Source organism: Mesorhizobium sp. M5C.F.Cr.IN.023.01.1.1 (assembly GCF_003997585.1).
GTDB lineage: Bacteria > Pseudomonadota > Alphaproteobacteria > Rhizobiales > Rhizobiaceae > Mesorhizobium > Mesorhizobium wenxiniae.
Genome location: NZ_RZSU01000141.1, coordinates 1 through 14,204, shown reverse-complemented (window position 1 = coordinate 14,204; position 14,204 = coordinate 1). Strand labels below are relative to the sequence as shown.

The following is a 14,204-nucleotide window of genomic DNA, read 5'->3' as shown; positions in this document are numbered from 1 at the left end:
TGTCGAGAGAGCGCATGCCGTTCACCACTGCAGCTCGGCGACGGGGCGCCGCGCTTCGTTGGTGATGGCCTTCGAAATCTGGCCGTCGCTGAAGAACAGGACCCGGTGCGCGACTTCCTGGATGATGGCGTTGTGGGTGATGATGACCGTGGTCGTGCCAAGTTCGGCGTTGACCTTCATCAGCGCCTCTATCACCCGGACGCCCGTCCTGGAGTCGAGAGCGCCGGTTGGCTCGTCGCAGAGCAGCACCTCGGGACGCTTCGCGATCGCGCGGGCAATGGCGACGCGCTGCTGCTCGCCCCCGGACAGCTGCGCCGGGAAATGATGCATGCGCGGCTCGAGCCCGACGAGAGCGAGAGCTTCCTCCGGACGCATCGGATCCTCGGAGATCTCGGTCACCAGCGCGACGTTCTCGTAGGCCGTCAGGCTGGGGATCAGATTGTAGAACTGGAACACGAAGCCGACGTGCCGACGGCGGTAGGAAGTCAGTCCCCAGTCATCGAGCTCGGTCAGCCGCAAATCCTTGAAGAACAGCTCGCCGCTGGTCGCGTGATCGAGCCCGCCCATGATGTTGAGCAGCGTCGATTTCCCGCTGCCCGACGGGCCGAGCAGCACGACTACTTCGCCTGCGGAAATATCGAGGTCGATCCCACGCAAAGCCCGTACCTGCGTCTCGCCCGAAACGTAGGTCTTGGTCAGCTGCCTTGCGGTAAAAACCCCTTCAGCCATGCTCGCCGTACGCTCCGCTCAAAAGATCGACAGGCTGCCGGCGACGAAATCGTCGACGAGCTTCGGAATCCTGCTCAAGCGCTCCACCGCGATTTCATCGACGGACCGCCTGAGTTCCGTGATCGGCAACCCGTCCCGCGTAGCGACCTTCACCTGCACCATCGCTGGTCGATGTATCAGGTCGCCGATCCGACTGAGCAGCAGGCACTCGGCTGCCGCCACCTCGGGCATGCCGACGATCGCATCGGCAATGTCGCGGGCTACAACATTGTAGATCTTGCCGACATGCGAAATCGGGTTCTTGCCCGCGGCCGCCTCCAGGCTCATCGGTCGACAAGGCGTGATGAGGCCATTAACCCTGTTGCCGCGCCCCACTTGGCCATCGTCGCCGGCTTCGGCAGAGGTTCCCGTGACAGTGAGATAGAGCTCGCCGACCGACGGTCCGTCGGCGGCGTTTATGTCCACCTCACAGTCCGAAAACCCGTAGCGCTCGGCGAGTTGCGCAGAGAGCTTGCGAAGCTCGGATTTCTCGGAGAGGTAATCGTCTCTGTGACGGAGATAACGTCCGATCATGGCACAGGCGATGGTGAGGCGTACCGACTTGTCTTGGCGAAACCCCATCACCTTCAGGTCCTCGCCCCAGGCCGGGTGCTCGCGATTCCGGTCTCGTCCATTGACGCGCCGTTCGATGTTGAGAACCAGGTTCTCAAGGGCGCTCAAGGGGGAGTAACCAACGCCGATCGAGGTATCGTTGGCGAGCGGCATCCGAGCCGTTCGGGAAAACAATTCCTGCAGGTCCCGTGAGCCGGGCTGAGTAAGCACATGAAGTCGAACGTCACGCGCCGCGTCCAATGCGTGCAAGTTGGAGCGCAGCCACAACTGCGATCCTTCGACCGCGATCTCTTCCACCGGAATGGTCTCGGCTCCGACCCGGCTCGTAGCCCGCCCCGCCAGATAAATGTTGATTGGTGCAGTCATCGAGCCACCCCCGAAAGCGGGAGAAGAACGACCGCCACACAGGAGTGCCTTGTCCACATTGTGGTGGAGGATGCGATCAAAGCGTCGGGAATATTCAACGCACAGATTGCGGGAGAACGTTTCAGCAAGGGCATCGCAGATCGTATCGGGGTGCCCCAGTCCCTTTCGTTCGACGACTTCGACGAGGTTGTCCGGTGGGCTGAGCGCCGATAGCATCACCTCCGGCCTCGATGTGGTTGGTGGGGACATCGCCGAAAACCTCGACTAGCCCAGGACGATCATGACGGTTTGCCCTCGCCGGGACGGCTGCTTACCCGGGCGATCAGGCGATCCAGCCGCGGTACGAATGCCGGCACCTCGGCCATGTAGGCGCGATATGCATCGCCGAATTCGGCGATCGCTTCCTGCTCTTCGCTGCGCGCCAACCCCACATACATGACAGTCAGCACCGGAAACATGGCCAGCGTGAGCAGCGTCGGCCACTGAACGAGGAAACCGAGCATCACCAGGATGAAACCGACATATTGCGGGTGCCGGACATGGCCGTACGGCCCGGTCGTCGCGAGAGATCGGTGCTGCTGGGCTTCATAGAGCGCCCTCCAGGCGACTGCGATCAGCCAGAACCCGCCGCCGATCAACACAAAGCTCAGCAGGTGGAACGGCCCGAAATGCGGATTGGCCCGCCAGCCGAACATCATCTCGGTGAGATGCCCGGCATCATGGGAAAGCCAGTCGACGCCGGGGTAGCGGGACTGCAGCCACCCGGAGAGGAAATAGATGGTGAGCGGAAAGCCGTACATCTCCGCAAACAGGGCGACCAGGAACGCACTGAACGCTCCGAACGATCGCCAGTCGCGATCGGTCCGCGGCTTGAAGAAGCTGTAGGCAAAAAGAATGAAGACCAGCGAGTTGACGATCACCAGTCCCCAGAACCCGTAGGCCGGCGTCGCGGCGTTCATGACGGGTTCCTTTCGTCGCTGTTGCGGTGAGCACCGTGGCCGCTGTGTCCATGCCCACCATGCATGAACATGTGCATGAGGAGACAGGCGAAGGGCAGCACGTAGAAGAGCGTTCCAAGTACATGGGCGCGATGCTCGCTGAAGAGCAGAAAGCCGCCGATCGCAAGGAAGGCGAGCAGGACGAGTCCCGCCCGCGATGCAAGGAACGAGCCTTGCGGCTGGCCATTGTGTGAATGCTCATGAGTAGACATTGATCACTCCTGGGATGTTGCGCCAACGATCCATCATTGGCCCGGCTTGCGCTGGTCTCGACGTAACCCCGGAACGTCCGGGAACGGTTGGAACCCGATGTAGGCTGCCGTCGCCATCGCTGCCGGGCAGGCGAGCAGCAGAACGACGGTGAGCGCCGTCCACCATGAGACACCGAACAGAATAAGGACTGCCCCGCTCAGTGCCAGCATCACCGGCAGGCATGCCCAGGCCAGACGATATGGTCCGGGCGCCCTTCCGGCGTCCGGCCCGTGCCCGGCATCGGTGGAACTTTGAAGCGGCTTAGTATTCATCTCGCTCTCCCAGATCACGCCAAGGAGATCTTGGCTCGTTTCAACAGGGCCGAATTGACGATCACCGACAGCGAGCTCAGCGCCATCGCCGCCGCGGCGACAATGGGGTTGAGAAGCCCGAGCGCGGCAATCGGAATACCGACCGCGTTGTAGATGAAGGCCCAGAAAAGATTCTGCTTGATCTTGCGAAGGGTTGCACGGGACAGGCGGATTGCCATCACGACCTCCCTCACGTCGTCCTTGATCAGGATGATCCCGCCCGTCTCCTTCGCCACGTCCGAGCCCGAGCCGATCGCGATCCCGATATCTGCGGTCGCGAGTGCCGGCGCATCGTTGACGCCATCGCCGACCATGGCGACCATTTTACCCTCGGCCTGGAGGCCCTTGATGATCTTCGCCTTGTCGCCTGGGAGCACTTCGGCGATCACACGATCGATACCGAGTTCACGCGCAATGGCTATTGCCGTGCGCTCGTTGTCGCCAGTCAAAAGAACGACCTCGATACCTTCGTCTCGGAGAGCGGCGACCGTCTCCTTGGCCTCGGGCTTCAAAGTATCGGCCACGGCAATGATGCCGATTGGCTTGCCGTCGAAACCGACGATCATGGCCGTCTTGCCTTCCTGCTCGAGCCGTCGCATCGCCTCGTCGGCACTGCTGACGTCGATCCCTTCGCAATGGAAGAAGTGCCTGTTACCAAGAATCACATGGCGCTCATCGATGTGCCCGCGGATTCCGTGTCCAGCGAGCGCCTCGAAATTCGTTACTGGAGGAAGGTCAAGTCCGCGGTGCGAGGCTGCGCGCACAATCGCCTCGCCCAGCGGATGTTCCGAACCAACCTCCACCGCCGCCGCCAAACGCAGGACCTCGGCGTCGCTGTCGCCGCCAAGGGGAATAACGTCCGTTACGGTGGGTTCGCCACGCGTCAGTGTGCCTGTCTTGTCGAAGACGACGACATTCAACTTCCTTGCGCGTTCGAGAACCTCGGCCCCGCGGATCAGAATACCGGCTTCGGCTCCCTTACCGACACCGACCATGAGCGCCGCCGGCGTCGCCACGCCGAGGGCGCAGGGGCAGGAGATGATGAGGACGGCAATGAAAGCGAGCAGCGCCTGCGGGAAATCGCCGGCAATCCACCAGCCGGCGAAGGCCAGCACCGCCACGCCAACCACCGCTGGCACGAAGTACTGCGTCACCTGGTCAGCAAGCCTTTGCACCTGCGCGGTGCTGGCTTGCGCCTCCTCGACCATCCTGATGATCTGTGAAAGAGCGGTATCCTTGCCCACACGAGTGGCCCGGAAGCGCAGCATGCCGGTGCGGTTGAGCGTGGCTCCGATCAAGCTCGCTCCGGCAGACTTCTCCACCGGCATGGATTCGCCGGTGAGCATGGATTCGTCGACCGAGGAGCTTCCCTCGATCACCTCGCCATCGGTCGGGACGCGTTCGCCGGGCCGGACCACAACAGTCTCTCCGGCCATGATCTGTTCGGCGGGTATTTCGATTTCGACCCCGTCGCGCACGACATGCGCGACGGCAGGCCTGAGATCCATGAGCCGGCGGACCGCCGCCGATGATCGCTTCTTGATGATCTCCTCCATGTATTTGCCGAGGAGAACAAAGGCGATGATGACGGCGGAGACCTCGAAGTAGACGTCGCGCTCTTCGACCTTCACGGGCAGAGCTTCAGGCGCGAAGACGACGACGACGCTGTAGAGGTAGGCCACCGTGGTGCCGAGCGCGATCAGGAAATCCATGTTGATCGAACGGGTGCGGATTGCCTGCCACGCGCCAACGTAGAAGCTCCATCCGCCGATGAACTGCACCGGAGTGACGAGAATGAAAAGCCAGACACCCCACGTGAACCATGGCAGCGCCGGGATCGGCACCCATGTGAGCAGGGTAGCGCCAGCGGCCAACGCGATGAAGGCTCCCGCGCGCAGGACAGCGAGCGCCAGCACGCCGGTCAGGGCGATCGCGACCCGCGTCCGCATCGACTTCAGCTCGTGCTCGGGGTCCTGGAACGTGCGCAGACAGTTTTGGCTGCAGAAATAATACGTCCGCCCGCCACGCTCGGCGGTCAGCGCCGTCGCCTTGTCGACCATCATTCCGCAGATCGGATCCTTGGCGAGCGTACCTGTCCGAGCAGATGCGTGCGCGCCGAGCGCATGCGACATTGTGGCGTGGTCATGCTGTGTCATCGTTTGGTGCTCCTAGACCCCGGCAGCGGCGACGATGTATGTGGGCCGTCTCCGCGAAGATGCCGCTTCCACGCCAGGCAAGTCTCTGCCGGCGTGCACCCGGCTCGGCGGGGATATTCCCCCGCCGGCCGGGCCTCAGCGAAGCAAACGAGGAGGTCGGAAGACGGCGTCAGGCTTGGTCAGCGCGGGGCGCGTCTGTTCAGGAAAGACATGGACGCAAGCGCCTGCTTCAGGACTGAAGCCTACTGTTATGAGCGGGGCAGCGATCGGACCCCCAAAACAATTTCCGCCCAGGCAAGCGGTGCAGTGCTCGCCAATGCAGCTCTCGTCGCCCTGGCCTCGGACAATATCGGAGCACGGCACTGCTAGAGCAGTCACCTGAAACACTTCAGGCGGCGCCTTCTCTTCCCACGAATTGCTTATTGGCTCACCGGCATCGCACGCGTGGGCGCTGGAGGCCCCAAGCACCGTGGTCAGCAACGAAGCAAGGACGAACGCGACAACAGCCGCGCCGAACGCGCTTCTGCTATCCTGCCAACGTGACCATGATCGCAAGAACATGGCATCCAAACCTTCCAGTTCCCCTTATACCACGATAGGCCCTTCCAACGAACAGGCATTGACGCAAATCAAATTTCCAACGAGACCCCGCAACCTTGGAATCGTTGCGAAAGAATGCCGTAACTCGGCTTGTACTGGTCGCTCCATCTATTGGTTGCCAACCTGTCGGCCGATAAGCCAAAGTCGCTGGACCGCGCTCGGCAGGCCCGTTGAACTCTCTCAGGCGCGATTGCCGGGCCCCATCGACTTACTGCGCATGCTGATAGGTGAAGTCGACGCGCAAGGGAGATTCCCGCCCAGGGAGCATGATGTCGAGCTTGATGTCGTAGCGGTCGTTGCCCGGCAGATCGACGAAATTGCCGTAGGTGACGGTCCGGGCGATCTGCATCGGCTCGAGCTCGATGTTCTGTATCCCGACATGCCCAAGCCCCGATACATTCGCCGCAACCCGCGCATTCTCGATACGAGCGTCGGTGTTGGCGTCAAAGATGGCGATGGCCATGTGGTATTGGTGTCTCCCCCGAGGTGCGCCCCATGCATGGCACCTTCGGGATGACTATCCAGGTGGCCCCGCACAATACCCGCCGGCACGATACCTAGATAGACGCCGAGGCCGTGCACCTCTTTGTAGTTCTCATCGGCGCCCGAAGCCGCGGCGAACACCGCTACAAATGCACCGACAAGGAACGTCAACCGCCTTGACCGCCATCCGAACCGCTTCACATGAGCGCGCAACTAGTGCATCAGTCCGGTCGTCCCCTTTGCGACGACGTTTCGACTCCTGCTGAACATGATCCTTCTCCTTCCAACCACCTGGGGATCATTCTCCCGATCAAATCAACTCCCTGACGGCCTGGGCAATGACCGGCGTCAGATCGATCGCATTCGATGAATGAGGAACTGAGTTGGTCGTCACAACGACGGAAGCTATATCTTTCAGACTGCGATAGCTTTGGTCCGAAAGAAGCGCATGCACTGCCACGCAAACGACGGGCGGCAGATGCTGCTCACGCAAGTGTCGGGCGGTTTCGATCATCGTACGGCCACTGGAAACGATGTCGTCGACGAGAACCGGGACACGCTCGGAAAACAGTAGGAGGTCAGGAACGCTGATCTCCACCTCGTGGTCTCCCCGCCGCTCCTTGCGGAGGATTCGGTATGGCCCGCCCACAATGTCAGCCACGGCGGCAACCCACTGCTCGCTTTCGACGTCCGGGCCGATCAGAAGCGGCCGGGCCAAATTCGATTTGATCCAGCCAGCTAGAAGCGGCGCCGCATGCGCCACCCGCGTTGGGGTCGTATAGATCGCGTCGAGGGCGGGGTATCGGTGAAGATGCGGATCTACGGTTGTCAGCCAGTCGATCTCGGTCGAGAGCAAGCGGGCAAAGACGGTCGACGTCACCGCTTCGCCGGGAAGGAAACGCTTGTCCTGGCGCATGTAGGCCAGATAGGGGGCAACCAGGCCAACGCACCTCGCTCCAAGTTCACGGGCCGTGGCGGCGGCGAAGGCAAGCTTCAGAAACTTTGCATCGGGACGATCGAGCGCGCAGACAAGGACAACGGAGCGGCCGGCCACATCTGTGCCGAAGCGCAGGTAGGTTTCCTCGTCGGGAAAGTGCCGGATCTCCAACAGGCCAATTTCTCCTTCGAGTTCGCCAGCCAATGTTCTGGTTATGGCTTCGTTGCCGGGCAGCGCAAAAAGCAGCGGGCGCGTCATGGCTTCACACTGCCCGTTGTTCTGCGAGGGCACGGGGATCCATTCATTCGGCTGCTCCAACTTCGAAGACGTCGGGATGAGCGGCGGCGTATCCAAGCGCGTAGTGCAGTTCTCCCGGCGTTTGAGCGTGTACGTGAAACAGTGGCTCGCCGGAGCTGACGCTGCCCCCGATCCGAACGCGGGAGTAAATTCCGGCGGCGGTGCTGCCGGGTGCGCCAGCGAGCTTCGCGATCCGTGCAAGCCGGCGGTTGTCGATCCGCTGGATCCGGCCTGTACGGCTGGCGAGAACCGGACGGATGTGTGGCGCGGGTTTTGGTTCGGTGAAGCCGCCCTGCGCCTCACAGATCGCGAGGAATTTGGCGAGCGCTGCGCCATTGTCGAGCAAGGCGCAGGCTTGCGCGCGCCCCTTGCCGGGCCGAGCGGCAGGCACAGCATCGAGCAGCGCCCCGGCAAGGTCTAGCGCGCGGCTGCGGAGATCGCGCGGTGCCTCCGCATCGTTGCGCAGAACGCTCAGCACGTCGCGCGCCTCAAGCGCCGGGCCGATGCCATAGCCGACAGGCTGCAGGCCGTCAGTACGCAGCACTGTGAGGTGCAGTCCGAGAGCCTGCGCCGTCACAAGCAGCCTTGCCTCGAGGGATGCAGCTGCCGCTGCGGAACGGACCTTGGCGGTCGGCCCGACCGGGACGTCGATGAGGGCATGCGTGGCGCCAGCAGCAGCCTTCTTGGACAATACGCTTGCCACCAATTGCCCGTCGCTATCGAAGTCGAGCGGCCGCTCGATACGGATCAAAATATCGTCAGCCGGGCTGAGCCGAACATTTCCACCCCATACGACGCAGCCCCCTTCCCGCTCGACCACGCGTCGCATCGCATCGATATTCAGTGTCACCGGCGCCATGACCTCCATGGCGTCGGCGGTGCCGGCCGGCGACGTGATGGCACGAGAGGAAGTCTTGGGGATCCGGTGACCAGCGGCGGCAACTATGGCAACGACGATCGGGGTAGTGCGATTTCCCGGCAGGCCGCCGACGCAGTGCTTGTCCAGCACCACGCCGCCGCCCCAGTCGATGCGCTCTCCGACTGCCAGCATCGCCTTGGTGAGTGCAATCGTCTCGCTGTTGTCCAATCGCTCACCTGCACAGGCCGTGACGAACGCGGTCAGATCGATGTCCGACAGCCGGCTCGCCACCGCATCGCGCATAAGGGCAAGGAAATCCGTCTCGCCGAGCCGCTGGCCGAAGACCTTTGCACGCAACGCCGGTGCCGACGCCGGCGGCTCCGCATGGGAGAATGTGGCCCATGCGTCCTGACCGGGCTCAAGTACTTTCCACGCAGCTTCGGACAACGCAGCCACATCGAGCGCAAGATGATCGTCGACCACCACGTTGAGCGTGGCAATCACTTCGCGATCGCCGCTGCGCGCCAGAACACGCGTGAGCGCGGTGAAACCTTCGGAACGGCACACGTGGCAGTCGCGATGCATGTAAACAACGGGCTGCTGGTACGTGTCGATGCCTGCCCGGACCAGGCGCAACCGGTTGTGTTGCTCGTTCATACGGGCTGCTCCAGGTCAATCCGCTCGAGATGCTCGGGAACGCGCGCCCGCCATCCGACTTCGCGATTGATGCGGCCGCGCAATATGTCGGCCGCGTCGGGTTCGCCGTGCGTGAGATATGTCATTTTGGGGGTGCGGCTGGCGTGCCGAAGCCATTCGAGAATCTCGTCCGCATCGGCGTGGCCGGAGAAGCTTTCCAGTTGCACGACCTCCGCACGGACCGGAACATCGCGCCCGAACATCCGCAAGTGATCCGCACCTGCCGCTAGGGCTGCACCACGCGTGCCGCCGGCCTGGAAACCGGAAAGCAGGATCGCGTTGCGCGGGTCGGTTCCGAAAGCTTGAAGATGGTGCAGCACGCGCCCACCCGTGAGCATGCCGCTTGCCGATACGATGATCATCGGGCCGCGCCTGAGGTTCAGCGCCTTGGAGTCCTCGACCGATCGCACCAGTGTCGCGATAGAATACATAGCGCGGCATTCGTCGAGGCTGACGTGGTGCTCGTCGTGGAAACGATGGTAGATGTCAGTGGCGTCGATTGCCATCGGACTGTTGAGGAAAACAGGCAGAGCCGGGATGGCGCCGCTCTGTCGAAGGCGAGCGATGTTGAGCATTATGCCTTGCGCACGGCCCACCGCAAACGCCGGGATCACGATCACGCCCCCTCGGCCGGCGACGCGCCGGATCACCGGGGCGAGCTCCGCCTCCGCGTCGATGCGCGGATGCCTGCGATTACCGTAGGTCGACTCGCACACCAGAATGTCGGCCTCACGCAACTGCTCGGGTGGCCGCATCAGCGGGTCCTGTGGACGCCCGAGATCGCCGCTGAAATGCAGGAGCGTGCCGGCGACGTCGAGGCGTATCTGGGCGGCGCCGAGAAGGTGCCCGGCATGAAGGAACCGTGCTTGGATGCCACGCCCCAGGTCGAGCTCAGCGCCGAAATCCTGCGTCACGAAATGTTCGAGTGAAGCTTTCGCGTCTTCGACAGTGTAGAGAGGCCTAGGGTCTGCGTGCTTCGAATAGCCCTTCCTCCTGGCATACCTTGCCTCTTCTTCCTGAAGGTGCCCGCTGTCGGGAAGCAGCAGGGAGCACAATTCCGCGGTGGCGGGCGTGCAGATCACCCGGCCGCGGAAGCCATCGCGCACGAGGGCGGGTATGTAGCCGGAATGATCGAGATGCGCGTGCGTCAGCAGCACTGTCTGGATCGATTCGGGCGGCACCGGGAACGGCGCGCGATTGCGGTCGCGTAGCTGCTTGTAGCCCTGGAAAAGCCCGCAATCGACCAGGATGCGGTGTCCGTTCGTTTCGACTAAGTACCGCGAACCGGTCACTGTTCCGGCCGCGCCGAGGAATTGAAGCGAATGCGAGCCGGGTCGATTCATGGAATTCTCCTGGCAACAGGCCGGATCCTGGGACTTCTCATTGCGGGACGCTCCTGCCGGCCTCTGTCCGTGGGGCAATTCCCGCGATCGCCAACCGATGCGGCAGCGTCAGGCTTGCCGCCGCCGCGATCGCCATTGCCGCTGCAAATGCCAGGAACGCTCCGTCATACGGCCCCCGCAGGCCGAACAGCAGACCAGCGCCGGCAGAGCCCGCCGACTGTCCGAAACTGACGACCGCGGACTGGATGCCAAGTTCCACGCCATGGCTCCGCCCTGCAACCAAGGATATCCAGTAGGCGAGCAGCGGGCCGACTACCCCGGCGGAAGCCGCGACAACGGAAACCGCCAGCAGTATCTGGCCGAAGCTGGCGATTGCAGGAATAGCGGCAAGGCCAATCCCCATCGCCACGAAGGCAGGAGCAACAAGCCTCCTGGCGGCCGTCGGTGTTATGATCGGCGAGAAGATCAGGCCTTGCACCGCGAACATGACCACGCTGCAGGTCGCAAACATGAGACCCAGCGCGCCCCGAGACATTGCCAGTTCTTCGTTGCGTAGCGTGAAACCCACCTCGAACGCGCCAAGTCCCGCTGCAGCAGCCGCCGCTAGAACGAGCAACCGTATCTCGCCGGATATGAATCCCGATGAACCTGGTTGCTCGCTTGCGGCGAGGCACATTGGCGGCCGGCCTCCAGGAAGCGCGATCCAGGCACCGGCGGCCGCGGCGAGAGCAAGCAGGAACGGGATAGTTTGCAACGTCAGTGCGTCACTTGTAGGCGCCAATTCGGCAGCGAAGCCGCCGAGCATCGGGCCGACCAGGAATCCGGCAATCGACGCCATGCTGATCCAGCCGAAGGCTCTGGCGCGGCGATTGTCGAATTCCGTGTCGGCTATAAACGCAAGTGCCGTGGGTGCGATGGCCGCAGCGAAGCCCCCGTTCAAGAGTCGAACGACATAAAGAGCGGGCAGACTCCACGCGAAGGCAGACGCCGCCAGAGTCACGGCGAAGCCGATCAGGCCAACGACGAGTATGGGTCTGCGCCCAATCGAATCCGACGCGCGCCCCCAAAGGAAAGCGAGAGGCACTGATGCGGCCACAAAGGCGGCCGTTAGCACTCCTATGTGCCGGGCCTTCAATATCGGGTCCGCAGAGCCTGCAAGCTGTTCCACCATCGTCGGAAGGACTGGCAGGTAGATGCCGTAACCGAGCGCGACGATGAACGCGGCGGCCAGCAACGCGGCCAAAGGACCTTTTGCGGCCGTGCTCATGCGGTGGCGCCGCTGGTCAGCGCGACGGCCTCGCCGTTCCCCGTCGGCGCGGCGGGTGGACGGATGCCTTCGAGCCTGGTCCGCTTCAGCAGGAGGGCGTTGACGGCGACCAGCGCCGAACTGCCCGACATCGCGAGCGCCGCAATCTCGGGGCTGAGGAGGAACGGATAGAACACGCCCGCCGCGAGCGGGAAGGCGATGGCGTTGTATCCTACCGCCCACCACAGGTTCTGATGCATCTTGCGCAACGTCGCCCGCGACAGGGTCATCGCCCCGACCACGTCATAGGGGTCGCTCTTCATCAGCACGATGTCGGCGCTTTCGATCGCCACGTCCGTGCCTGCGCCGATGGCGAAGCCGACGTCGGCCTGGGTCAGCGCCGGCGCGTCGTTGACGCCATCACCGACCATGCCAACCTTGAGGCCCTCTTGCTGCAGCTGCTTGATCTTCTCGGCCTTCTGCCCAGGCAGGACGTCGGCGAGCACGATGTCAATGCCGAGCACGCCGGCTATGCGCTGGGCTGTCCCGGCGTTGTCGCCCGTGAGCATCGCGATGCGAACACCCTGCTCGTGGAGCTTCTTGATCGTCGCAGAAGCAGTCGGGCGCGGGGCGTCGGCGATGGCGACCAGCCCCAGCAGATTGCCGGATCGAGCGACATGGACGACCGTACGGCCGTCGCCCTTGAGCGCCTCTGCCGTTTCGCCAAGCGCTTGCAGATCGATCCCTTGTTCGTCCATCAGGCGCCGGTTTCCCAGGAAGACCTGCTCGCCGGCGACCCTGGCGCTGGCACCCTTGCCCTCGATGTTGAGAAAGTTCTCGACGGACAGGATCTCGAGGCCTTCACCACGCTCTACGATCGCCAGCGCGAGCGGGTGATCCGATCCCCGCTCGACTGCGGCTGCCACGCGCAAGACTTCGTCGGCCACGGTATCGGACGCCGGCACGACCTCGACGACTCTCGGCTGCCCCATTGTCAGCGTGCCGGTCTTGTCGAATACGATGACGTCGAGCTTGGTTGCCTCCTCCAGCGCCGCCGCGTTCTTGAAGAGGATGCCATTGGCGGCTCCGAGCCCGGTGCCGACCATCACCGCCATCGGCGTGGCAAGCCCCAGGGCGTCGGGGCAGGCGATGACGAAGACCGTGATGGTAAGCGTCATCGCGAACAGCAGCGGCTGGCCGAGCCACCAGAACCAGACGGCGAATGTCGCCAGCCCGACAACGATCGCCGCCAGAACCAGCCATTGCGCGGCGCGGTCGGCGAGCAACTGAGCTGGAGCCTTGGAGTTCTGCGCCTCCTGGACCAGCTTGACGATCTGGGCCAGGGCCGTGTCCGCGCCGACCTTCGTCGAGCGGTAGCGCAGCGTGCCGCTCTTGTTGATCGTCGCGCCGATTACCGTGTCGCCCACGCGCTTCGTGACTGGCATCGACTCGCCGGTGAGCATCGATTCGTCGATGGTAGACTCGCCCTCGATCACCTCGCCGTCGACAGGGAGCTTGTTGCCAGGGCGCAGGACCACGATGTCGCCGAGTGCGACGTCGGCGGTTGCGACCTCGACTTCCTCGCCGTCGCGCAGCACTACCGCCTTGGGCGGTGCGAGGTCGAGCAGCGCCCTGATCGCGGCGGAGGCGCCGGCGCGGGCCCGCATCTCGAGCCAGTGTCCGAGCAGGATAAAGACAAGCAGCACGCTCGCGGCTTCATAGAATTGGGGGCCTTCGAAGAAAAACGTCGTTCCGATGCTGAACAGGTAGCCTGTGCCGACGCTCAGGACCACCAGCACGGCCATGTTGAGGATGCCGTTGCGCAGGGCGCGCCAGGCCGCGATGACGAACGGCCAGACCGGGTAGAGGATCGCTGCGCTCGCGAGAAAGAACATGGCGAGGTCCATGTCCACTCCCGCAGGCGGTTGAAACCACGGCTCGCCCAGGCCCATCGGCTCCATGGCAAAGATCGGCAGGGTGAAGACCAGGCTGACGATGAAACGGTTGCGCATGTCGCGCACCATGTCCTGCATGTCCATGCCGGGTGCGTGCCCCATCTCGTGAGCTATCGCGTCATGCGCAGGAGCGGCGGCGGGCACGGTTGCGGCATGTTGCGGGGGATGGTGCTCGGCGTGTGCGTCCGAAGGCGCGCGGGGGTGCCCCGGAGGCAGGACGGTAGTGCCCGGGCTGCAGACGTGCCGCGGCACAATCTCGCCGCCACAATGGAAGCCGCACTCCTCAACCGCTTTGGAGATCGCCACGCTATCCGTGCGGGCCTCATCGTACGTGACGGTCGCCGCATCGGCGCCGGGATTCATG

Annotated in this window: 12 protein-coding genes; all 12 read right to left on the bottom strand. The window is 63.4% G+C overall.

The window, feature by feature from the left end; translation table 11 throughout:
• Window positions 1-21: 21 nt before the first annotated feature.
• On the bottom strand, window positions 22-729 hold the full coding sequence (locus EOA78_RS31875) for an ABC transporter ATP-binding protein (RefSeq protein WP_127319311.1): 708 nt from the start codon (window positions 727-729) through the stop codon (window positions 22-24).
• A gap of 18 nt (window positions 730-747) precedes the next feature.
• Window positions 748-1,923, bottom strand: a complete 1,176-nt coding sequence (locus EOA78_RS31870) for a methionine adenosyltransferase (RefSeq protein WP_245477900.1) — start codon at window positions 1,921-1,923, stop codon at window positions 748-750.
• 62 nt (window positions 1,924-1,985) lie between these two features.
• Window positions 1,986-2,666 (bottom strand): isoprenylcysteine carboxylmethyltransferase family protein, encoded by a 681-nt coding sequence (locus EOA78_RS31865; RefSeq protein ID WP_127319307.1) that lies wholly within the window; start codon window positions 2,664-2,666, stop codon window positions 1,986-1,988.
• Complete coding sequence (locus EOA78_RS31860) at window positions 2,663-2,917, bottom strand: DUF2933 domain-containing protein (protein WP_127319305.1); 255 nt, start codon at window positions 2,915-2,917, stop codon at window positions 2,663-2,665. The genes EOA78_RS31865 and EOA78_RS31860 overlap by 4 nt, the downstream gene beginning before the upstream one ends.
• Before the next feature lie 33 nt (window positions 2,918-2,950).
• Entirely contained in the window at window positions 2,951-3,229 is a 279-nt protein-coding gene (locus EOA78_RS31855; protein ID WP_127319303.1) for a hypothetical protein, read from the bottom strand.
• 14 nt (window positions 3,230-3,243) lie between these two features.
• Window positions 3,244-5,424: a heavy metal translocating P-type ATPase gene (locus EOA78_RS31850; protein WP_245477899.1), complete on the bottom strand. Its 2,181-nt coding sequence runs from the start codon at window positions 5,422-5,424 to the stop codon at window positions 3,244-3,246.
• A gap of 808 nt (window positions 5,425-6,232) precedes the next feature.
• Entirely contained in the window at window positions 6,233-6,487 is a 255-nt protein-coding gene (locus tag EOA78_RS31845; protein ID WP_127319301.1) for a hypothetical protein, read from the bottom strand.
• Window positions 6,488-6,817: 330 nt separating this feature from the next.
• Window positions 6,818-7,702 carry a ribose-phosphate pyrophosphokinase gene (locus EOA78_RS31840; protein ID WP_127319313.1) on the bottom strand — a complete coding sequence of 295 codons (885 nt, stop codon included), beginning with the start codon at window positions 7,700-7,702 and terminating at the stop codon, window positions 6,818-6,820.
• A gap of 43 nt (window positions 7,703-7,745) precedes the next feature.
• Window positions 7,746-9,257 carry a thymidine phosphorylase family protein gene (locus EOA78_RS31835; protein WP_127319299.1) on the bottom strand — a complete coding sequence of 504 codons (1,512 nt, stop codon included), beginning with the start codon at window positions 9,255-9,257 and terminating at the stop codon, window positions 7,746-7,748.
• Complete coding sequence (locus EOA78_RS31830) at window positions 9,254-10,639, bottom strand: MBL fold metallo-hydrolase (protein WP_127319297.1); 1,386 nt, start codon at window positions 10,637-10,639, stop codon at window positions 9,254-9,256. Before EOA78_RS31830 ends, EOA78_RS31835 begins: the two co-directional genes overlap by 4 nt.
• Before the next feature lie 37 nt (window positions 10,640-10,676).
• Window positions 10,677-11,906 (bottom strand): MFS transporter, encoded by a 1,230-nt coding sequence (locus EOA78_RS31825; RefSeq protein ID WP_127319295.1) that lies wholly within the window; start codon window positions 11,904-11,906, stop codon window positions 10,677-10,679.
• Window positions 11,903-14,204: copper-translocating P-type ATPase (locus EOA78_RS31820; protein ID WP_164784021.1), on the bottom strand; the 2,302-nt coding region annotated here is incomplete at its 5' end. The genes EOA78_RS31825 and EOA78_RS31820, both read right to left, overlap by 4 nt.

Bases quoted from the DNA above. Each gene is read 5' to 3' on its own strand.
- EOA78_RS31875 (WP_127319311.1), bottom strand. From the start codon at position 729: ATGGCTGAAGGGGTTTTTACCGCAAGGCAGCTGACCAAGACCTACGTT.
- EOA78_RS31855 (WP_127319303.1), bottom strand. From the start codon at position 3,229: ATGAATACTAAGCCGCTTCAAAGTTCCACCGATGCCGGGCACGGGCCG.
- EOA78_RS31850 (WP_245477899.1), bottom strand. From the start codon at position 5,424: ATGACACAGCATGACCACGCCACAATGTCGCATGCGCTCGGCGCGCAC.
- EOA78_RS31830 (WP_127319297.1), bottom strand. From the start codon at position 10,639: ATGAATCGACCCGGCTCGCATTCGCTTCAATTCCTCGGCGCGGCCGGA.
- EOA78_RS31870 (WP_245477900.1), bottom strand. From the start codon at position 1,923: ATGCTATCGGCGCTCAGCCCACCGGACAACCTCGTCGAAGTCGTCGAA.
- EOA78_RS31845 (WP_127319301.1), bottom strand. From the start codon at position 6,487: ATGGCCATCGCCATCTTTGACGCCAACACCGACGCTCGTATCGAGAAT.
- EOA78_RS31825 (WP_127319295.1), bottom strand. From the start codon at position 11,906: ATGAGCACGGCCGCAAAAGGTCCTTTGGCCGCGTTGCTGGCCGCCGCG.
- EOA78_RS31840 (WP_127319313.1), bottom strand. From the start codon at position 7,702: ATGACGCGCCCGCTGCTTTTTGCGCTGCCCGGCAACGAAGCCATAACC.
- EOA78_RS31865 (WP_127319307.1), bottom strand. From the start codon at position 2,666: ATGAACGCCGCGACGCCGGCCTACGGGTTCTGGGGACTGGTGATCGTC.
- EOA78_RS31835 (WP_127319299.1), bottom strand. From the start codon at position 9,257: ATGAACGAGCAACACAACCGGTTGCGCCTGGTCCGGGCAGGCATCGAC.
- EOA78_RS31860 (WP_127319305.1), bottom strand. From the start codon at position 2,917: ATGTCTACTCATGAGCATTCACACAATGGCCAGCCGCAAGGCTCGTTC.